13 protein-coding genes and 1 CRISPR repeat array are annotated in these 20,186 nt (G+C 59.7%); of the genes, 3 read left to right on the top strand and 10 right to left on the bottom strand.

Features of this window, described 5'->3' with window-relative positions:
- Positions 1 to 12: 12 nt before the first annotated feature.
- On the bottom strand, positions 13 to 297 hold the full coding sequence (locus CYJ17_RS06010; RefSeq protein WP_087070911.1) for an HU family DNA-binding protein: 285 nt from the start codon (positions 295 to 297) through the stop codon (positions 13 to 15).
- 217 nt (positions 298 to 514) lie between these two features.
- On the opposite strand from CYJ17_RS06010, the gene mprF reads away from it, so the two are divergent.
- Together mprF and CYJ17_RS06000 are read left to right on the top strand one after the other, a co-directional pair.
- Positions 515 to 3,292, top strand: coding sequence for a bifunctional lysylphosphatidylglycerol flippase/synthetase MprF (gene mprF / locus CYJ17_RS06005; protein WP_234984512.1), 2,778 nt, complete (start codon positions 515 to 517; stop codon positions 3,290 to 3,292).
- Positions 3,292 to 3,762 carry a hypothetical protein gene (locus CYJ17_RS06000; RefSeq protein ID WP_087070912.1) on the top strand — a complete coding sequence of 157 codons (471 nt, stop codon included), beginning with the start codon at positions 3,292 to 3,294 and terminating at the stop codon, positions 3,760 to 3,762. The genes mprF and CYJ17_RS06000 overlap by 1 nt, the downstream gene beginning before the upstream one ends.
- Positions 3,763 to 3,815: 53 nt before the next feature.
- Here the strand turns inward: CYJ17_RS06000 and CYJ17_RS05995 are convergent, their stop codons facing one another.
- The 3 genes from CYJ17_RS05995 to CYJ17_RS05985 all read right to left on the bottom strand — a co-directional run bounded on the left by CYJ17_RS05995 (position 3,816) and on the right by CYJ17_RS05985 (position 9,118).
- Positions 3,816 to 4,700, bottom strand: a complete 885-nt coding sequence (locus CYJ17_RS05995; protein ID WP_087070913.1) for a class C sortase — start codon at positions 4,698 to 4,700, stop codon at positions 3,816 to 3,818.
- An 86-nt stretch (positions 4,701 to 4,786) separates the two neighbouring features.
- A complete protein-coding gene (locus tag CYJ17_RS05990; RefSeq protein WP_087070914.1) occupies positions 4,787 to 6,262 on the bottom strand; it encodes a SpaH/EbpB family LPXTG-anchored major pilin in 1,476 nt (491 codons plus the stop codon).
- Between the two features lie 132 nt (positions 6,263 to 6,394).
- Positions 6,395 to 9,118, bottom strand: a complete 2,724-nt coding sequence (locus tag CYJ17_RS05985) for an MSCRAMM family protein (protein ID WP_143231888.1) — start codon at positions 9,116 to 9,118, stop codon at positions 6,395 to 6,397.
- Between the two features lie 489 nt (positions 9,119 to 9,607).
- Here CYJ17_RS05985 and CYJ17_RS05980 point away from each other — a divergent pair, with 489 nt between their 5' ends.
- Positions 9,608 to 10,030: a DoxX family protein gene (locus CYJ17_RS05980; RefSeq protein ID WP_087070916.1), complete on the top strand. Its 423-nt coding sequence runs from the start codon at positions 9,608 to 9,610 to the stop codon at positions 10,028 to 10,030.
- Between the two features lie 234 nt (positions 10,031 to 10,264).
- Here CYJ17_RS05980 and CYJ17_RS05975 read toward each other — a convergent pair whose 3' ends face one another.
- The 6 genes from CYJ17_RS05975 to cas6e all read right to left on the bottom strand — a co-directional run bounded on the left by CYJ17_RS05975 (position 10,265) and on the right by cas6e (position 20,101).
- Positions 10,265 to 11,341 (bottom strand): inositol-3-phosphate synthase, encoded by a 1,077-nt coding sequence (locus CYJ17_RS05975; protein WP_087070917.1) that lies wholly within the window; start codon positions 11,339 to 11,341, stop codon positions 10,265 to 10,267.
- Positions 11,342 to 11,651: 310 nt separating this feature from the next.
- Complete coding sequence (locus CYJ17_RS05970) at positions 11,652 to 12,830, bottom strand: Cna B-type domain-containing protein (protein ID WP_180948624.1); 1,179 nt, start codon at positions 12,828 to 12,830, stop codon at positions 11,652 to 11,654.
- A 1,029-nt stretch (positions 12,831 to 13,859) separates the two neighbouring features.
- Positions 13,860 to 15,294: direct repeats of the CRISPR family, unit length 29 nt; unit sequence GGAAATACCCCCATGCGCGCGGGGAACAG.
- A gap of 186 nt (positions 15,295 to 15,480) precedes the next feature.
- Entirely contained in the window at positions 15,481 to 15,777 is a 297-nt protein-coding gene (gene cas2e / locus CYJ17_RS05965; protein ID WP_087070919.1) for a type I-E CRISPR-associated endoribonuclease Cas2e, read from the bottom strand.
- A gap of 9 nt (positions 15,778 to 15,786) precedes the next feature.
- A complete protein-coding gene (cas1e, locus tag CYJ17_RS05960; protein ID WP_087070920.1) occupies positions 15,787 to 16,731 on the bottom strand; it encodes a type I-E CRISPR-associated endonuclease Cas1e in 945 nt (314 codons plus the stop codon).
- Between the two features lie 2 nt (positions 16,732 to 16,733).
- Entirely contained in the window at positions 16,734 to 19,430 is a 2,697-nt protein-coding gene (locus CYJ17_RS05955) for a CRISPR-associated helicase/endonuclease Cas3 (RefSeq protein ID WP_087070921.1), read from the bottom strand.
- On the bottom strand, positions 19,427 to 20,101 hold the full coding sequence (gene cas6e / locus CYJ17_RS05950) for a type I-E CRISPR-associated protein Cas6/Cse3/CasE (RefSeq protein ID WP_159455021.1): 675 nt from the start codon (positions 20,099 to 20,101) through the stop codon (positions 19,427 to 19,429). The genes CYJ17_RS05955 and cas6e overlap by 4 nt, the downstream gene beginning before the upstream one ends.
- Positions 20,102 to 20,186 lie beyond the last annotated feature (85 nt).

Here is a 20,186-nt window from a genome sequence, read left to right as displayed (position 1 = left end):
AAGCAACTCAGGCTACTTGTTGGACACAGCCTTCTTGAGGTTGGATCCAGCCGAGATCTTCACGCCGAAACCGGCGGGAATCTCGATTTCTTCACCGGTGCGGGGGTTGCGGCCCTTGCGGGCGGCGCGCTCGGTGCGCTCCACGGAGAGCAGGCCGGTGATCTTCACGGCTTCGCCCTTGGAAAGCGAATCGACGAGCACTTCCTGGAGCGCGGCGATCACCTTATCGGCATCGGACTTGGACAGGCCGGAACGGTCGGCGATAGCTGCGATGAGCTCTGTGCGGTTAACGGACATGAAAATACCTCTCGATATCTGTTCAGGTACATGGCTCATAAGAACCACTAAGCAAAAATGTAGCGGAAACTGGCGCCAAAGTGAGAATTTTCTGCGAAATCGCCGCGTGTCGGTTAAGACATACATCACAACTCCCTCCAATTTGCACAGTTGTCACAGGATTTGCGCACCCGAACCGCACCCGTTGGCCGGCACGAATGCCTGGCTTAAGGGCATAATGAGAAAGGTTCAGGAAGCCCCCGGGCCGGTCAGCGCCGCGAAAGTGAGCACGCGGGCCGGGGTGTCGTCGTCGAAGAAAGGTTCCCCGGTGTCGCGACTTGTCGCCTTCATCCGCTCCCACCCCCGCCCCTTCAAAATCGCTTTCTACGTGCTGGTGATCGCCGGCGTGGCGGCCGTGGCTCACAGCCAGCTCAAGGAGCTGAGCGGTGAACAGATGGCGAAAGTGCTCAGCTCGACACCTCCGATTATCCTCGTGGAGCTGGTGGCCCTCGGTTTTCTGGCTTTTACCGCCACCGGTATTTATGACATCTTCGCCTCCCGGCATTTCGGGGTGGAGATCCCGGTGGGAACCGCCGCGAAAATCGGGTGGATCGCCCAGGCTTTTAATAATTTTGCGGGGCTGGGCGGGCTGACCGGCGGGGCGATTCGCTCGCGCTACTACAAGCGGGCCGGGGCCTCCACCAAAGCCGCCGTGGATGCGAGCGTTGCGGTATGGGCCGCGAACCTGCTCGGGCTGTTCGCCATGCTGCTAGCCACCCTGCCTTTCGCCTTCCGCTACGACGGGCGTTTCCTGGTGGTACCCGTGGTGGCCTGCCTGTATATCCCGGTGTATTTCCTGGCTGGCAAAGTGCATTTCTGGAAGATTGACTTGCGCACCACCGCGATCGGCACCCAGAATTTCCGGCAGAAACTCCAGATGCTTTTTGCTTCCGTTGCGGATTGGCTGGCCGCGGCGGTGTTCTTCTGGATTTGCGTGCGCACGTTCCTGGGTGAGGTTTCTTTCGTGCAGGCCGTGTTTGTGTACGCCACCGCCACCCTGGTGGGCCTGCTCAGCTTCATTCCGGCCGGCCTGGGAACCTTCGATCTCACCGTTATTGTGTTCTTCCAGCACCTCGGTTTTGATTCTTCGACCCTGGTGCTCGCGATTATCGTCTACCGCGTCACCTACTACGCGCTGCCGTGGCTGGCGGCCACCGTGTACTGGCTGGCCGAATACGCCTACCCGCGCCTGGGCCTGGAGGATCGCGAGAAACGCGAACGCTGGCTCATTAACGCGCTTTCCACCGGCGTGGTGATTCTGGGGATTTTCTCCATCGTCAATGCTTTCGCGCCCTCGTTTTACGCGCGGGTGGCGCTGCTGCATGTCTTCCTCCCCCACGAAATGATTCGCTCCTCGCGTATTGTTTCGCTGCTGGTGGGGATTATGCTGCTTATTTTGGCGCGCGGGGTGCGCCAGCGGGTGAGCCGCATTTTCCCGATTATTTTGATTCTGTTGGGCGTGGCGGCGGTGGCCTCGGTGGCGCGCGGCCTGGATACCGGCGCAATTATCGTCATTATTCTTTTCGCGATTTTGCTCTACCTGGCGCGCGGGGCTTTCAACCGCGACCCGCTCCCCTTCGAATGGCGTTCTTTCGCGTTTTCCGCGGTCATCGCGGTGGGGATCCCCCTCGGAATTTTCGCCTGGCGCTGGATCCACGGCGCCCCGCAGGCGCACGTATACCCCACCGCCCACGCGCTGCTCACCGGTGTGAGCATGATCTGCTTCGTTTCCCTCATTTCCCTCGCGCTGCTTTTCTCGCGTTCACGCGCCCCGCATTTTGAGCTGCCCCCCCCGGATGACGTGCATCGTTTCGAAACGTTCATGAGCGAGCACAATGCCGGTAATGCCTTCACGCATCTTTTCTATCTGGGCGATAAGCAGGTCTTTTATTCTTCGAACGGGCGCGCGGCGCTGCTCTACCGCCCCTACCGTTCCTCCATGCTGGTGCTCGGCGATCCCTTTGGGGACGAGGCCTCCTTCGAGGAGCTCTTCGAGGAGTTCGTGACCTACGCCGATGAACACGGCTGTTCGGTGGCGATTTACGAGATCGCGGATATTTACCTGGGGGCCTGCGCGAATATCGGTTTCTCCTTCGTGAAAATCGGGGAGGACGCCACCGTGGACCTGGCCACCTACTCCAATGTGGGCAATAAGGGCAAGGTGTTCCGGCGCATGCGCAACCGCATGGGCGAAAAAGGCACGCATTTCGAAGTGCATTTCCCGCCTTACACTCCCGAATTCATCGGGGAGCTGCGCGAAGTTTCGGATGCCTGGCTGGGCAAACGTTCCGAAATGGGCTTCTCCCTCGGTTTCTTCGACGCCTCCTATATTGGTCGCACCCCGGTGCTGCTGGTGCGTGGGGAGGAACGTATCGAAGGATTCGCGAGCCTCATGCCGATGGCGCCGGGGGTTGCGTCCGTGGACCTCATGCGCATTCGCCCCGACGCGCCGGGCGGCACCATGGACGGCATTTTCGTTTCGCTGATCGAATGGGCGAAAGAAAACGGCTACACCCATGTGAACCTGGGGATGGCGCCCATGTCCAATACGGGCACCACGCGTTTTTCGCGGGCGCGCGAAAAGGTGGTGCGCGTGATCTACGACTTCGGCGACCGCCTCTACAATTTCAAGGGCCTGCGTTCCTACAAGGAAAAGTTCAAGCCGCGCTGGCAGTCCCGCTATCTTGCGTATACAGGAACGACGGCGCTCACCCCCACCATCCTGGGACTCCTCGACGTGATTCAGCATCCGGACCGCAGCCGCGGGGCGATTCCGCTGCAATGGAGCCTGCCCGCGCCCTGCTCTAGTGAGGGCGACGACGCCGCAGCTGCCGTTCCGGCAGCTGATACTCAGGCCGCGCGTAATATGGCTACCGTGGGCAATGGCGCTGGCGGGCGCGATGCGGCTTCTACGAATGCTGGTGCTGCCACGAAGCACGGAAAGAAAGGTGCGTGATGGCGAAGCGACCCTCGATGCGTAATCCCGAAACGCCGATGGACGAATTTGGCATGGTGGTGCTGCGCCGAGCTACGCAGAACGTCCGCAGTAGGCTGGTGGCTGATCCGGAGCGGCACAAGTCCGAGCTCGCGGCGGCTGAGCGGCGCGATGCGGATGATCAGGTGCGTGAGCTTTTCCCAGATGCCCGGATTTGGTACCTGGAGGCTCGGCCGAGCCACTACCGGTTGAAGGCAGCTGGCTTCTTTGTGCTGAGTGTCCTGGATTTGGATGTGTATCGCGGCTGGTTGGATGGCCCGCATCCTCGTGCTTTCTACCTGGTGGAGCAGGGCCGGCTCCAGCTGCTGGTGCGGGTCAATGATTTTTACCTTGACGCGATTGCGCTTCCCTCCCCGCCCGCGCCGGTAAGCAAGCGGCGTTTCACTATTGGCCGGGATGAGTTTCTGCGCGTTGAAGAGGAACTGGCTTAGCTGAACGGGAGGGGTACTGAGTAGTATCCCTCCCGTTTGCTGTGCCACAAGCGTTATGCTTCCGAACTCGCGGCGTTGTTCTTGGCGCGGCGGCGTTCTTTCCACGTCATGCGCCCGAGCACCCCGATGGTGCCCAGCACAGCCACGCCGTAAGCAATGGCAAACCATGGGAAGCGCGGCAGATCCGAGGGCTTATTCGCGGCTTTCACGTCTGCCACCGGGGTGGGAATAATGCGCTCTCCCGTGACCAGGATGCGATGGGAGTTGATGCCGAGCGGGGTGCAGGTCACCAGGGTGACGAGGTCTTTTCCTTCTTCTACCCGCAGGGTATCGGTATCTTCCGGGGCCACCACTTTGGTATCACGGACGCGATAGGTGAGTACGTCACCGAACACTTCGATGGTGAAGGTGTCCCCTACGTTGACCTTATTGAGGTCGGTGAACATGCGCGCGTTGGCCAGGCCGCGGTGCGCGGTGATAACGGCGCGGGTACTCGGCCCGCCTACCGGCAGCGAGGTGCCTTCCAGGTGGCCGGCCGCGCGGTTGAGGACCTCATCTGAGGTGCCGTGGTAGACGGGTAAATCAACGTCGATATTGGGAATGCGGAGCCGGGCCATGAGGCCTTCGGAGTCCGCAGCAAGAATCTTTTCGTAGGGCCAGATGCCGTCCGCGGCGGTGGTGTCGCCGGTGCCGGTGGCTTTGCGTTCGTTTGCTTCCAGAATCGCGCCGGCGTTGAATGCTTCGTTATAGGCGTGCGCGGCGGCAAGCTGGGTTTCTTTATCAGGCTGGGCGGTGGCGATTTGATCGGAGTACGCGCCGGTGATTTTGGATTGCTCGTATTGAGAGAGCCAGGCGGCGGCGTGCGGATACACCAGCAAGGTGAGGCCGAGGATAACAAGGAGCCCGATGAGGTAGGGCAGCAGCAGGTTTTTCTTCATGAGATACAGACCCGGGTGGGGAGGTACCAGATGGCACCTCCCCACCCGTTCGGTAGGCCGCGTATGTTACGCGGTCAGTTCTGTGCTTAGGCGTTCACCGCGCGGTTGCGGCGAACCTGAGCGACGGTCAAGCCACCCGCAGCACCCAGCAGCGCGAGGCCACCCAGGGTGAGCATGAGCTGGCCAGCAGCACCGGTCAGCGGCAGGTTCGGGCCGTCATGCTTGGTGTTGTCGATGGTCAGGGCAACCTCAGTTGCCTTGCCCTTGTTCACCGTAACTTCCTTGACTTCCGTGTTGATTACGTAGCCGGCGGGAGCCTTGGTTTCCTTAAGGTAGAACTTCTTGCTGTCCTCGGTGCCGAGCACCAAGCCAACGAAGCGAACCTGACCGTCCTCACCAGAAACGGCCTTGGCAATCGGATCAGTGCCCGCGGTCGCGGCTTCCTTCGTCGCGAACACTGCGAATTCGGCGTCCTTCAGAGGCTTCTGATCATCCTTATCGCGCTTGAGAACGAGGAGCTCACCAAGCTTGACCTTGCGGTCAGAGGTCGTGGTGGTGACACCAGGCTGGTAATCGTTGACAATCGGACCGAAGGAGTTGGGGATTTCACCGTTCTGCGGAACACCGGTGATCTGAGTGGAAAGGACAACCTTGAATTCCTGACCAGCAGCCACCTTAGCGAGGCGAGCCGGGGTCAGCTTGATGGTCACCTTCTGGCTCACAGCGGTATCGGTTTCACCCTTATCGGCAGGCTCCACGGTCACGGTGTAGTCGGCGTCCTGGGTAAGTGCTTCACCACCAAGAGTCACCACGGCGTTCTTGTACTTGAGGTGAGCGTCGAGCTGATCTTCCATGCCGACGTTGGTGTAAGTTTCGTTCACGCCGAGGGCGGGAACAGCGTACTTAATCTCCCAGTCAACGTTGTCGCCAACCTTCTGGGCCGATTCATCCTTCAGGGTCTTGGTGCCATCATCGGACACGGTATTCTTCGGGTAAGCATGAACGTCGTAGAGCCACTTAGCGGTCTGACCTTCCTTGGAGGGGAAGGGGATGGAGACGAAGAAGGGCTGGGCCTTCTTGATCACCTTGTGGGTACCGGTATCGCCTTCACGAACCAGGTACACGCCAGCAGCGAGGTCACCGAAAGTGGCAGTGCCACCAGCAGCGGTGACCTGCTTTGTTTCGTTAGCGTCGAGAGTAACGTCCTGGCCATTGTAGGTAACCTTCTTCGCAGCTTCGTCGTACTGAAGCTGGGAGATCTTTCCCCATTCGTCGGGGTTGGTCAGGTCAATACCGCTAACCTTCTGGAGAATGAACTCAACGCCGTCCATAGCCTTCGCGGTATCGGGAGCGGTCAGCGGACGACCGTTATTCGCCTGGTTCCAGGCCGGATTCTCGTACTTGTGAACCACAATCGAGCCCTTGCGGGTGAGATCGGGGTTACCGAGATTGTCGTTCTGCGGGGCAGCGTGGGCCCCGGGTGCGAGCACCAGACCGGCCGCGCCGAGGAGGGCGGTGATCAGGGCGGCGAGCACCGCGCGGATAGATTTCTTCAGCTGCATGGTAGTCCTCTCCGTGATTGCAGCACATATTGCTTCAATTAGTTGTGTGGTTATATTTGCCCCAAGGGCGGCGGTAGATACGCGGTGTTACCCGCGCAGATAGTTCTCAGTGGTTGAGCCTTTATTCCACGCTCACCCCCGGTTTCGCCGTCTGATCATCACGATGCTCACCAGGAGCACAGCTCCCCCGAGCACCGCGAAACCTGCCGTGCGGAACGCGCTATCACTCCACCCACCGGTGAGTGGAAGCGGCGGTGCCTCACGAAGCTTGTTGTAAATCGCGCCGAGATTCAGTTCCACGGGCTCGTTGCGGTCATTCGTGACCGTTGTGGCGCTCACCTCCACGGTTTTCACCTCGGTGGACTTCACGTAGCCCAGTGGCGCGGTCTTTTCTTCTAGGGTGTAGGTACCCCAGGGCACGTTCTCCAGGCGGAATTTGCCCGGGCGCGGATCCTGATCCTGCCACAGCTTGGTTACCGGGCACGCCTGCGCGGTCTCCCCCACGCAATCGGTCACCTCGAAGGGACGCCTATGCTGATCGCGTATCGTCCAGACGGATCCCTTGAGGTACTTCTCTGACCCGGTTTCCTTCTTCTCCCAGACGATGGTGCCACGCACACGATCATTCTTAATAATGACCGGGGGATTCTGCTGCTTGGTCGTCACAACCTGCGGTGCGCCAGCAGGCCGGTAACCGCGCGGGGCAGAAACTTCATCCACCACGTAGCGCCGGCCAATGAGCACATTATCCCACCTGGCTCGGCCGTATTGATCCGTGGTGCGCTCGCCCTGGCGCGGCTCGCCAGCATCGCAGCGTCCGTTCCCGTTGGTATCCTCGCACAGGTCGAAAACGGCACCGGGCAGCGGATCACTATAATCCGCATCTTGCTTCTGGATGGTCAGCGAAGTTACCTTCGGGCTATTCAATACCGAGCACGTGAGATTTCCACTCACGGCAGGCGAGGTCACTTCCCCGAGGAAAGCACCGCCTTCCTCGCGTTGCCCGCGCACCTGAACATTCCGCCCCAGCTTGTCCGTGCAGCTCCACACTTTGTTGTAGTCACTGAGCGACGACGCCGAACCGCCGGCCATCTGCTCCTTGAGCACATACACGCGATCCCGGCCACGCAGCATCTTGCGCGTCGGCGTTTGGGGACCATCGGCTTGGCCCGTCGTCGTAACGGATTCGGAATACGGGGCGCCTCCCAGCGGATTCGTACCCGGGTTCTTCTCCGCCACGGTCACTGTGAACTGGTCGCGCTCATTCAGGCGCTTGGTGATGTTCTTCTCCGCGCTAATGGTAGGAAGATCCGCGCAGCCTTCCAAATCGACGATGAACTGATCAGCCCACTGGCCGTTGTACATATCGTTAGCGGCCGGGTCAGGCGTCTTGAAGACGGGCTTGCCGCCGTTCTTCACTTCGCCGGAAATGATATCGACTTCGTAGATCGCACTGCGCGCAAAGCCGCCGCGCCCATTATTAGCACCCGGGTTCTGCCCGGTATAGCGCCCAGAGATATAGAACGAACCGTTGGAGCCCGCAGCGAGCCCGCCGGGCTCAAACATCATGATATTCATGTGGAAAGAGCGAATGAGCTGGGCCGGCAGCTCCGGGAAATTCTTATTGCGGATTGTATTGAGATTGATTTGCGGATTGCGGGCATTATTCGCGGTCGCGAACTGACCCTGCGCAATGGCCCGGTTGTAGGCAGCCTGGAAATCTGCGGCATCGATACGATCAATGCGCATCTGGGTCAAGCCGGAAAAATCGCGACCCTGGTTATTGAGGCGCCCCTCCGCGGAACCCGCCAGTAGATAAAGATTACCGTCCTTATCGAAAATCATGTCGGAGAAAACCGCGGAGGACAGACTGCTGGAGCTCAGGTAACCAAGAGTCACCAGGCGCTTGGTAGCCGGGTCGAACACCATGAGCTTGCGCTTCGACTTGTAATTGGGGCCAGCATTTGCGGTGTCACCGATGAGGACGTACTTACCGTCCGGCGACATCGTTCCACCCTTGATCGGCATTTGCGGATTGATGATCTGGTAACGCTCGAGGCTTTGGTAGCCCTTGTCCCCGGTATTGCTGATGCGCCCGTGGCTAATCCACGTATTCGGGTTTGTTCCCGGCTGGGTAGAACCCTGGAACTCGGCATGCCACATGGAACCGTCCGCAGCGATGGCCAGGGCATCGTAGCCGAGATTGCGGCCCGCGCCGGTATCCTTCTTCCATTCCACGCGGCCCACCGGTTCGGAACCCAGCTGGCCGTTGGGCTGGAAAGTAATCCGGTTGATTTCGCCTTTACCGGAGCCCATCGAGTAGAAACCACGGCCGGTGCACTGCTCCATGCGGCTCGGGGCCACATTGCGCGGCGCGAAGCGGCTCGGCGGCGCGGCGAGCGGGCTGGCCGAGCCATCCCGCGGGGTGCCTTCCGGCTGTTCCAGGATTCCAAGCTGTTCGCGCCAGCTCTTCTGCGCCCGGTCCAGCGGAGTGGTGGTATCGGTTGCGCCCGCGGCATTCGGATCGGTATCCGGTGCCGGGGTGGTTTCTTGGTTGCCTTCTGTTGCGCCTGCGCTGCCTTCTTCGGTCGCGTTTTCTTCGGTGGCGCCTGTTTCAGTGGAGGCCGACGGCGCAGCCGGGCTGGCGAGATTAGGCTGTGCAGGATCCGCGGCGGCGGTGCCGGGTTCCGTAGCTTCCGAGGTGGGCTGATCGCTGGCATCTTGAGCGGTGGCGATACCAGGGGTGGGATGAGGCGCCGGGGTACCCGAAAATGGGAGACCCGTGGCATGGCTGGTCATGAGTGCGGCCACGATCGTTGCAACCGTTGCCGGTATCGCCCGAAAATTCACGCTCATCCTGTCCATTACACGAAGAATTGATCACCGGAAGTGGTTGATCAGCCCGCCATATAACTAATAGTTATCAATCGCCTTAACAAGCTACGGGAGGAACTACCTACTGTCCAGTAAGGTGAAACGTGATTCATCTCCGCCAAAGTTCCCAGACGGCTCCCAGCCTGAAAATTTTTTGCAAATCTTTACACTTGGAAAATTGGCGTACTATGGCGCTAAAAATCCCCGAAAATGGCACCCCCCCCCGCATTTTTTCGCATCAACGTAGCATGGCGACTTCTAGGACCCTTGACCTACATCGTTGATTTGAAATGAATTTTCACCGATTAGTAAAGAACTTTATGTTATGAGCACCACACGAAAATTGACAAAAAGTACGCGACGTGTCCATGGTTGTCTAGCGACAAATTCGCGGCGGTATGTGGTGCCCATCCGTGAGAACCGGTCGCGAAATAATTGAATACAGCCTCATACCAGGTCTACGATCAAGTTATGTCACGCAAAGATCCCCAGCTTCTTACCGGCCTCCTCACCGGCATGGGAGCCCTGCACTTCATCGCTCCCGAGCCCTTCGATTCCATCATCCCGCCCCAACTTCCCGGGGAGGCGCGTGCCTATACGCTGGCCTCCGGTGTGGCGGAATTGGTGACGGCCGGGCTTATTGCGCACCACCGCACCCGCAAGCTCGGCGGCGCGGCGGCCATCGCGCTGTTCCTCGCCGTTTTCCCGGCGAATATCAACATGGCCTACCAGTGGCGGAAGAAGCCCTGGCCGCTCAAGGCGGTTGCTTATGGCCGGCTCCCCCTCCAGGCTGTGCTTATTAAGCAAGGCTGGAATGTTATGAAGGTGGCGGATGCGGAAAAGCCAGATGCGGAAGCTGGCGCTCAGGCGGATGCCGCGGCGGCAAATCATTAAAGAAACGGTGATGGCGCGAGCGGCTGTAGGCCGGTGAGCTGCGGCGTCGTACCTACCTGCGCGGACGCGAGCTGTGCGAAAATTGTTGCACTACTGTAAACAACGTGGCGGCCGTTCCTGGTAGGGGAAACGGCCGCCACATTTGTTGAGATGGTGCGGATGCACGGGATGCCGGGGGGCGCTGAGGCGGGCCCGGCTCGATAGCGGGCCGGGCTTAGCGCCATCTAGCCGGGCTTAGCGCTCCACTTCCCCGCGGATGAAGGCTTCCACCGCGGCGCGGGCCTCTTCATCGGGGCGCTGCTGCGCCGGCGACTTCATGAAATAGGCGCTGGCGGACAGCAGCGGGCCACCGATGCCGCGGTCGAGGGCGATCTTGGCGGCGCGGATTGCGTCGATGACCACCCCGGCTGAATTCGGGGAATCCCAGACCTCAAGCTTGTATTCCAGCTTGACCGGAATATCGCCGAAATTGCGGCCTTCCAGGCGCACGAAGGCGAATTTGCGGTCCTCGAGCCAGGGCACCCAATCGGAGGGGCCCACGTGGATATCGTGCGGGTCGAGCTGCTGGGTGATATTGCTGGTGACCGCCTGGGTTTTGGAGATTTTCTTCGACTCCAGGCGCGAGCGCTGCAACATGTTCTTGAAGTCCATATTGCCGCCCACGTTGAGCTGGTAGGTGTGGTCGAGGGAAATCCCGCGCTCCTCGAAGAGGCGGGCGAGCACCCGGTGGGTAATGGTGGCGCCGATTTGGCTCTTAATATCATCGCCCACAATCGGCACACCCGCGTCCGTGAACTTCTGGGCCCACTCCGGGTTGGAGGCAATGAAGACCGGCATGCAATTAATCATGGCGACGCCGGCATCGAGGGCGGCCTGCGCGTAGAACTTCGCGGCTTCTTCGGAGCCGACCGGGAGGTACGAGACCAGCACATCGGCCCGCGCTTCCTTGAGCGCAGCCACCACATCAACGGGCTCGGCATCGGATTCGGTAATGGTGGCGCGGTAGTACTCCCCCAGGCCATCGAGCGTGGGGCCGCGCAGCACCTCCACCCCGGTAGGTGCCACATCGCAGATTTTAATTGTGTTATTTTCACTGGCGTTAATCGCGGTGGCCAGGTCGGTGCCGACTTTCTTGGCATCGACGTCGAAGGCCGCCACGAACTCGATATCGCGGATATGGTAATCGCCAAATACCACGTGCATAAGGCCCGGGACCGTTTCGCTTTCAGATGCGCCGTGGTAGTAAGTGACGCCCTGCACCAGCGAGGACGCACAATTACCTACTCCCACAATGGCAACGCGAATCGACATACGGTTACTCCTTTGTAGTTATTGATGAAACGTGATTGTTTTTTCAGTCATCGGTGCGGCGGGCGCCGCGGTGAGCGAGACTGAACGGGGCACCTGTGCCCCCATCACCAAGCCACTATGGCACTTAAATGTACATTTGTGAAGAGACCTTGCGGGTGTATGGGAGTGGGGCGCGCGCGGGAGGTTGCGTAGGTGCGCGTGGGGGCGCGCGGGAGTGCGCGGGGATTCGCGGGTGTATGGGAGTGGGGCGGCGACTTATTGGCGTCGCCGCCCCACGATGAGTCACATTAATGCGTTGAGTACGCGGTGCTTAGCTGCGCCGTCGTACCACCATCACTCCTCCCGCTGCCAGGCACGCGAGGCCCGCCAGCGTTACGGCCGGGCCGGCCATGGACGTTCCCGTTTTCACGAGCCGCTCGCGCGGCGTGGGCGTGGTTGTGGGAGTAGGAGTTTGCGAGGGAACCGGCGGCGTGGTTGCCGGCGGCGTTGTGGCCGGCGGCGTCGGCGGCGTTGTGGCCGGCGGCGTCGGCGGCTGGGTTGCCGGCACGGTCGGCGTGGGTGTTGGTGGTGCTGGAGGCGTCGTCACCGGGGGCGTAGGCGTCGGCGTTTCCGTGGGAGTTGGGGTTGGCGTATCCGAGGGAGTCGGGGTAGGCTCCGGAGTTTCCGAACACGAGGGCGTCGGTTCCGGAGTCTCGGATTCCGTGGGCGTCGGAGTGGGCTCCGGGGTCTCCGACTCCGTAGGCGTGGGAGTCGGGGTCGGAGGCGGCGGCACGATTGAGTTCGTCACCACGAAGCCATCCGTCATATTGCCCGTCACGGCCGACTTATACCCTTCAACGGCAACTTCCGCGATCTCGTAATTGATGAGATAGCCATCCGCGCATTTATCCACTTCAGCGAAGGTGGCCGTCCAACCTTCCGCTTCACCAACAGTCTTACGGGCGACTTCCTTGCCATCACCGAGCAGAACGAAAGTGATGTTCTCCGGGCGGGTCTGCTTGGCATTATCGTTATCCTGCCAGGCCTTCGTTGCCGAAACATCGGTGGCCAGGGTATTCGTGAACTTGAGGGTGCCATCCGGATTCATGCCCACATCACTGCGGTACCCGGGCGTGGGAATTTCGGTGATATTGTAATCAACTTCGTTGTCCGTCCAGGTGCCCGCAAGCTCGTACTTGGGGACGCTGAAGGTGAAATTCCAGTCATCAACGGTTGAGGGGTAATTGATAACCTCGAATTCACCCTTATACGCCTCGTAACGCGGATTGATCCAAGTCTGTTCACTACGATCCTGGTAGACCTTGAAGACCGCGTACTTGATCGTTTCCTTCGGCGCGTCCGTTAGTAGATTACCCTCGGCATCGCGCGTGAACTGCGTGCCCCACAGCTCCAGGGTGATGAAATCCGGGTGTTCCTTGGCCGGGCACTCTACCCGCGCGGCCGGACTATCGGCCGGTTGAGCCTGCGAGTAAGCACCCCCCCCCCGCAAGCAAAGCCAGCACAAGTGCGCCGGCCATCGCGCCAATTTTGCGTATACGCATCATGTCCTCCCTCCATCGGCTCAGCCATACCGGGGCGCGAGACATCATCATCGCCGCATTCCGGCCGCGAAAAGGCGTGTTTTCTTGTTTTCGCGCGGCTGCTTGTTTCATTTTTACGTAGTTCCAACATAGTTATTCAAGGAACTAAGTCCCAGGCTTGTGGAACGACGGCGCAGCCACCTCCCCTACCAGCGCATATACAGCGAAAACACGGGAAAATTGGTTATGTGAGACTTACACTTTCCGAAGATCGACCCACTTACCCTTCATTGTTAACTGCTATGCCGAATACGGCAAAGGTGAATAAATAGTTATTTGTCCCTGCTTCGGTTTCCTGGTTTTCACTTACATAGGATATCGAGGGGCTTGAATTGTTAAGCCACACAAGGAAATACTGCGCCTTAAAGGTTTGGCGGTTTCGGGAAATCTAGAGTTTACCTACGGTGACTATCGTGAAACTTTCTGTGCCCTGGCAGAAACCAACGGTAGCTGCCGAGAAATCGGACGCCGCTAGGTGCAGCATGTCACCAATGCCACGCTCCCGTATTATCCCGCCGGTGCCCGTGGTTCCACCATTGGCTTTGTCTCACCTCATAGACAGTCTTCGTCGATAGAAATTACCACCCCACCTGCGCGGGGATGAGTATTTCACGAACTCTAGGGACTGCCGCTCAATGGAATTACCTCCACTCGCGCGGAGAACAATTGCCGGCGAACGTTGAGTGGAGGGCTACGCCCGCCCTGCGGGTATCAGAAACAGGGTTTCGGGGTGGTTTGGGAGGACTTGGGGGGTGCCGGCTGGTACCGACGCCCGCCGAAGGCGGCGTTGAGTGATGGTACCGGTAGGGGCATTCGGGCGCCGGACGAGATTTCCTGTTCGGTGAGGACGTGCAGTTTTAGTTGCGCTGGGGGTGCATTTCCTTGCGCTAGGCGTGCAATTCGTATTGCGCTAGGCGTGCAGTTTTAACTTGCGCTTGACAATTACCCCCATGCGCGCGGGGAACAGCATCGCAGTGAACGCAGGGGAGCTTGCTTGGCGGAAATACCCCCATGCGCGCGGGGAACAGGGCCGGAATATTCTATTCGCAAGACATTCCGGGGAAATACCCCCATGCGCGCGGGGAACAGGAGATCGCGAATGCGCCGGGCGGTTTGCGTATGGAAATACCCCCATGCGCGCGGGGAACAGACTCCCAGCCTCACCCACCGGCGGCGCTGGGGGGAAATACCCCCATGCGCGCGGGGAACAGCGATTCACTTTCACGCGGCCACCCGCCGATGCGGAAATACCCCCATGCGCGCGGGGAACAGCGATGCTGGAGCGAAACACACGACTTACTGAGCGGAAATACCCCCATGCGCGCGGGGAACAGCGGTTGCCGTTGATGGTCACGAAGCCTTCCGAGGAAATACCCCCATGCGCGCGGGGAACAGACCGGTCGCATAGGATGTAATTCGGGATAGGGGGAAATACCCCCATGCGCGCGGGGAACAGTTCCACCAGGCCGGCCGCGGATTCTTTCACGCGGAAATACCCCCACGCGCGCGGGGAACAGGGTCCACGAAAACCCGATACGCAGTCGCATGCGGAAATACCCCCATGCGCGCGGGGAACAGCGTGACTTACTGGCCCCGTCACTGCGCTACGTTAGAAATACCCCCATGCGCGCGGGGAACAGCAGCAAGCCTCGTTACATTGATCCTCGTATTTGGAAATACCCCCATGCGCGCGGGGAACAGGCCTCGCGGTCAGCGACGAGCCGCGTCCGGTTGGAAATACCCCCATGCGCGCGGGGAACAGTTACGTGTAGACATTATTTCTCCTTTCTCAGGGGAAATACCCCCATGCGCGCGGGGAACAGGCGACGCCAACGGCCAGCTCACCACCTCGAGCGGAAATACCCCCATGCGCGCGGGGAACAGCCGCGTAATTAATGCGCGTGCGTTGCATGCAGGGAAATACCCCCATGCGCGCGGGGAACAGGTGAGCGTGCCCGCCACGTGGAGCGGCTGCACGGAAATACCCCCATGCGCGCGGGGAACAGTGCAGTCAATTATTCCAAAGCTGAGAGTTGCTATGAAATACCCCCATGCGCGCGGGGAACAGTTCCCTACTGCCTAACAAGAGCGCGCGCACCAGGAAATACCCCCATGCGCGCGGGGAACAGCGATTCACTTTCACGCGGCGACCCGCCGATGCGGAAATACCCCCATGCGCGCGGGGAACAGAGTACGCGAAGACGCAGGGGACCTGGATTCAGGGAAATACCCCCATGCGCGCGGGGAACAGTTGCCGTGCGCGCAAAGTAGCGGCCCGTAGGCAGAAATACCCCCATGCGCGCGGGGAACAGGTGTGAAACATTATGTATACCTTTCGTTAGTCGGAAATACCCCCATGCGCGCGGGGAACAGACTGCCTGACCTGGTCGTTTATCGGCGGCGGACCCGGAAATAACAGTGGAACAGAGTTCCAGATTCGTGGCTCTGTCCGGGATATGAGAATGCACCGGATATTGCAACCATGTCAGCTCCCACCTCTCAAATTTATCTCAATCCCTCCTTCATGTCTTCACAAGATACTGGCATGTCACCTCCATCCTACCCAGACGCATCCTCCGCACCCGTCCCGATAAGCAGCATGCCGTCCAGATCAAGGACTGGGCGACTGCCGGTTCCCGTGCTGCGCAGAGCGAAGCCTTGCTCACGGGCGGCGTCGTTATAAATAAGAGTGAGGCTGCCGGTACCCGCGGCGGATACGGCGCGTTCCCACAAATTGTCCCGCACTCGCGCGGAAACAACTCCCACGTACAATCCGGTGGTCACCTCGGAAAGAAATCTGCTCAAGTATCCACGCAGGTGATCCGGGATAGCGACCGCATTAACAACAACGAACATCCCGCTCTCCTATCCGTACTGGATATGGCCGGAAACTTCGACGTTATTTCCGGAGATAAGCCGGTCGTCGTCGCGTGCGGGCAGGAAAGGCTGGAGGATGTCCATGATGGTGGCGAGCATATCGGGAAGGACCTGGTGGTCCACGATAGCTCTCCGCACGGCTTTGCGGACCGCCGTCATGGGGTCTTCTTCACGCGCCGCCGCGAAAACTAGGGGAATCGTTACGCTTGGTTTGTACAGATCCGCGAGGTCAAATAGTAAGGAACGCGCATCACCGCGGTGAATAATCCCCAGCGCCGGGTTGATTCCCAGCGCCGCACACACGGAAGCTGCGCACCCGTAGAGGATTGAGTTCGCTAAGTTGAGGCCGGCATTGACCGGATCGTCCGAGGAAGTATCTCGCGTGAAGCGACCGGTCCCGTATTTCATGGCCATGGTGCGGTAGGTATTGCGCATGAACTGCCCCTCCAGCCCTCGCATCGTCGCGATAGAACTACCAGGCGCATTCTCCACACCGAGCTGCTTTTTGTAGAGCACGAGCGCAGCTTCGCGCTGCCGGGCTTCGTTACTCACCAACCGAGCTTGCGCAATGGCCCACCGCGCACTCGAGGTCAGCGGCGTGGCGTGGGTATAGAGCGGTACTCCGCCCCCACCGGTGATAAGAACGGTGGTTCCGGCACGGGCACAGGAAGTGAGCGCCGCGCTCGAAATCGAGGTGCCGGGCCCCAAAGTAAGCACTGCTAACCCGGCGACGGGGAGTTGGATTGCCCGGGCGCGGGTTCCTTCCAAGGACCCGCTCTTTCCTTCCCGGCCGGCATCGTAGGCCACCACGCCCGTGCGTGATTGGCGAATTTGCGCGTATTCGAGATAGAGGAAAGAAACCCGGTCCTCGAGGCGCACCTGCTCGCTCGCCTTGATAGTGCGGAAGGCCAGAGCCTCATCTGAGTAAGCCATGTTCACTCCTTCCCGGTGGCGGGTGGTACCGGCGTGCCAGAGCAATTGGGATCCGGAGTGCTACCCTGCAAAACGAGCCCGATGAGCGGGTCGTAATGAGCTGCGCCGTCGTTTAAAACGTGGTAGCGGCAGAGTAGCGACGGCGCATTTTCAAGCGATGCCGCATCCGTAAACAGTGTTTTCGCACGATCGGTGACGGTGACCGGAACAGATGCGCGCAAGGCGCGGCGTATACCTTCGTGATCACTGCCGCGTAGCTTCATCAAATCTTCAGGGTCCCCGGTCCACGCGCCGGGGATAATATCCGGATCGCCGCATACAATCAGGCGGGTAGTTTCTACTTCGATGAGTCTGGTTGATTGCTCGTCCTCAGAACTTTGCGGGCTCTGGGTCATGGCGGCGAAAGATTTCACCCGAGAGTCTTCGTTCAGGCAACGTTTCATATCGTAACCAGCGTTTCGGGCACGGATTGCCGCCAGCGCTTTCTTTGCGAATTCATTGAGTTCGCCCGTATTATCCTCCGCGATATCCGCCAGCAGCAGGGTCCCGGTATCCACAAATTCCTGGCAATCCTCCGGGATTCGGATAGTATTGTGCTCCTTGAGCCATTTCTCCACCCGGGCCAGTTCGCTTGCCAGGTACGGTAGCTGTTGCCCCTCGCTGCCATTAATAGCGACGACGGACACTCGCGGCCCGCTCAGTCCCGGCACTCGGGTGGCGCGGTTCGGATCGGCGGAACGCCACAGGCGCCCGGCACGCTGAATGAGGGATGCGGCCGGGCATAGCTCGGTGCGGAGCAGGTCGAGGTCGATGTCCAGCGATGCCTCGATTGCTTGAGTTCCGATAACCGTGAGCGCGGCGCCCGCGCTGCCCGATCCGATTTCGCGTTCGAGGAGTTCAGCGTTACGACGACGATGCTCAGCTGTCATGCGGGAATGGAGGATAACAACGTTGCCCTCGGCGGAGAGAGCTCGGGTGAGCTCCTGAGCGCGCGCAACCGTATTGCAAATGACTCCGATGCGGGCCTGGGGGTAACGCCGGCGCTGTTCGCGCACCCAATCGCGGTGGGCGGTGGTGAGCTGACAGTACTTTTCGGTACTGCGGTCAATCACGAGGGTGCGGGGCGGGCCGTCGGGGCGAATACTCCGCAACTGGGTTCCGTTGGTATCCAGGTTTTCCAGGAGGGGGAAGTGCGCTTCGCTTTCCGGGGGCTGGCCGGTGTAGGACTTGACGTAAGTGGCGCGTTGATCGCTGGCGAGGGTGGCGGAAAGGAAAGTGACCCGGGTGTTCGTGGCGCGCAGCCAGAGCAGAAGGTTGCTGAGGAGACCGCTCTGATACTGATCGAGCGTATGAACCTCATCCACAACAACGTGGGCATTGGCCAGGGCGAGGAGCCGCAGGTGTGTCCATTTTGCAGGTAGGGCGCCCAGGAGTGCCTGGTCTACAGTGCCGACGCATACGGGTGCCAGGAGGCGGGAGCTTCCGGAGCTAACGAATTCGGTGGGGAAAAGTCCTGCCGTGCTAGCTCCGTGCTCCACGTAGGTAATGCTGGCTTTGCTCGGGACTTCACTGCAATCATTCCCCATGGTGACCGGTTGATTATAAAAATCTTCGGTGGAGGCGAGGGAATGCGCGAGCGAAGCCACATTGGGAGTACCTGCGTAGTAGCGCTGGATACGCCGCATGAGCGCATTCGAGGTTGCCTGGGTGGGAAGCAGGAAAATAAGGCGTTCGTTCGCGGTGGCGTGCCGGAGTAGGGCCGCTTCGGTTTTGCCCACGCCGGTGGGCGCCATAACATTCCACAGTCCGCCACCTACCCGGGTGGCTTCCTCTTGGAGTGGGCGGGGCGTGCGGTTGCCGAGGATTGCCCGTTGGCTTTGCTCTGCGGATTCCCAGCCGTGGTACACCCCGACGGTTTCTTCGATGCGTGCGCGAGCACGGGAGCGGCACGCGGTGATCCACCCGGCTGGATTATCAAGGGCGAGTTTGCCGGCCGCGAGGAGTTCCTGTTGGGCGGTCACCCATTCGGTTCCCGAGGCAATGCGGTCGGCTAGCACGGTGAGGCCGGAGAGTAAGATTGTTGCGGTTGGTGAAAGCTCGGCCGGAAAATCAGCCCGGGTTATGCCGATGCCTTCTTCTAAGCAGGTGAGGAGATCATCGGCCAGGGCAAGCCAGCCGGTTTCTTCCATGTCTTCGAAAAAGTCTTTAGTTTCTCGATCATTCCAAGATGGAGTCTCGAAGCGGCCATGGTGACCGAGTGCCGGGAGATATTCCCACGACAGCGCTGCGTCTGCATCTGGCTTGATCCTGTTTCGGTGAAGCAGGAGTGCTGATATTTTCTGGTGGTGGTAGATGTCAGGCCTGTAGTCCTCACAAAAGTCTCGACACCACTTGGCGATATCACCAAGCTGGGGCTCGTCGGCACACAGGGCAGCCCGAATCTCATTCCATTGAGGCTCTCGCTGTGTTGGCTGATACTGGAATACTGGGCAGGCTTTTCCGATGTCGTGCGATCCGGCTACCCATTCCACTATTTCCCGTTTCCCGGCAGCTCCGAGCACTTCACGCAGGCCTGGCCGTAACCAAACCTCGTAGAGCACACCGGCAGTGGTTGCGGTATCCAGCAAGTGGGCGAGAAGCGGGTAGGGCTTTTCCATGCCGCGCTGCTTGGCCCATACGCTGGGATGTGTGCCCGTCATGAGAGTACCTGGACGGAGAGGAGGCCACAGCCATAACTTTTTGCACGCCCTACCCCGTTGGTTTGGGCTGTGAGTAGTGCTGCGCCGTCGCCCACGGTTGCAGCTCCGTCGATTGTATCGACCTGGACAGCTCGTTTATTTTTCCCAGAACCAGTGGTGAGAACTTCGCGCCGCGAGTCAATTATCTCTATATTCGTTAGCGCCGGGCTTAGTTTTGCGCTCAGCCATTCAGAGAGGCTTGGAACTCCGGGAATGGGTTCTTCCCCCTCAAGCGGAATCGACCGTGTGCCGCCGGAACCGATACGTTGAATTGCGTTCACTGCTATGCGGAAGGTCACCGAGATTCCAGAAGGTAGCTCCTGCAACGCTACCTTTTTCATCGTGGCTTCATGAGGGAGGTTGAGTTGTGGAACAGGTTCGCGGGATTGGATGAGGAAGAATGGGGCATCTCCCGGAACGTGGTCTAAGCGGAAGAGGATACCCATCTCCGCTCGGGGGCGCTCCGCATTAATTTGTGGGAAGAGTGCCATAATGGCGCGGTGGCGGACCTGTGGGTCTTTAATTGACCACCCGTTTTGTGGTTTGTGCAAAGCGACGCGTGAGAGGAGTGAATGAACCGGCACTTTCGTTAGGAAAATCGGCTGAGGTTCCGATGTGTGTTGGTCTGCCATATTCGTCTCCATCGACTAGGATTTTAGTAAGCGGTTTCCACGCCAAGGCGTGGGTAGATCAAGGTCTGATGGATTGCCTAGATAG

This window comes from Actinotignum timonense (assembly GCF_002860685.3).
Lineage (GTDB): Bacteria > Actinomycetota > Actinomycetes > Actinomycetales > Actinomycetaceae > Actinotignum > Actinotignum timonense.
This window is presented reverse-complemented; position numbering and strand designations above follow the sequence as displayed.

Coding starts and splice junctions, on each gene's coding strand:
- CYJ17_RS06000 (WP_087070912.1), top strand. CDS start 3,292: ATGGCGAAGCGACCCTCGATGCGTAATCCCGAAACGCCGATGGACGAA.
- CYJ17_RS05955 (WP_087070921.1), bottom strand. CDS start 19,430: ATGACGGGCACACATCCCAGCGTATGGGCCAAGCAGCGCGGCATGGAA.
- cas6e (WP_159455021.1), bottom strand. CDS start 20,101: ATGGCAGACCAACACACATCGGAACCTCAGCCGATTTTCCTAACGAAA.
- cas1e (WP_087070920.1), bottom strand. CDS start 16,731: ATGGCTTACTCAGATGAGGCTCTGGCCTTCCGCACTATCAAGGCGAGC.
- CYJ17_RS05990 (WP_087070914.1), bottom strand. CDS start 6,262: ATGCAGCTGAAGAAATCTATCCGCGCGGTGCTCGCCGCCCTGATCACC.
- CYJ17_RS06010 (WP_087070911.1), bottom strand. CDS start 297: ATGTCCGTTAACCGCACAGAGCTCATCGCAGCTATCGCCGACCGTTCC.
- CYJ17_RS05980 (WP_087070916.1), top strand. CDS start 9,608: ATGTCACGCAAAGATCCCCAGCTTCTTACCGGCCTCCTCACCGGCATG.
- cas2e (WP_087070919.1), bottom strand. CDS start 15,777: ATGTTCGTTGTTGTTAATGCGGTCGCTATCCCGGATCACCTGCGTGGA.
- mprF (WP_234984512.1), top strand. CDS start 515: ATGAGAAAGGTTCAGGAAGCCCCCGGGCCGGTCAGCGCCGCGAAAGTG.
- CYJ17_RS05985 (WP_143231888.1), bottom strand. CDS start 9,118: ATGAGCGTGAATTTTCGGGCGATACCGGCAACGGTTGCAACGATCGTG.
- CYJ17_RS05995 (WP_087070913.1), bottom strand. CDS start 4,700: ATGAAGAAAAACCTGCTGCTGCCCTACCTCATCGGGCTCCTTGTTATC.
- CYJ17_RS05975 (WP_087070917.1), bottom strand. CDS start 11,341: ATGTCGATTCGCGTTGCCATTGTGGGAGTAGGTAATTGTGCGTCCTCG.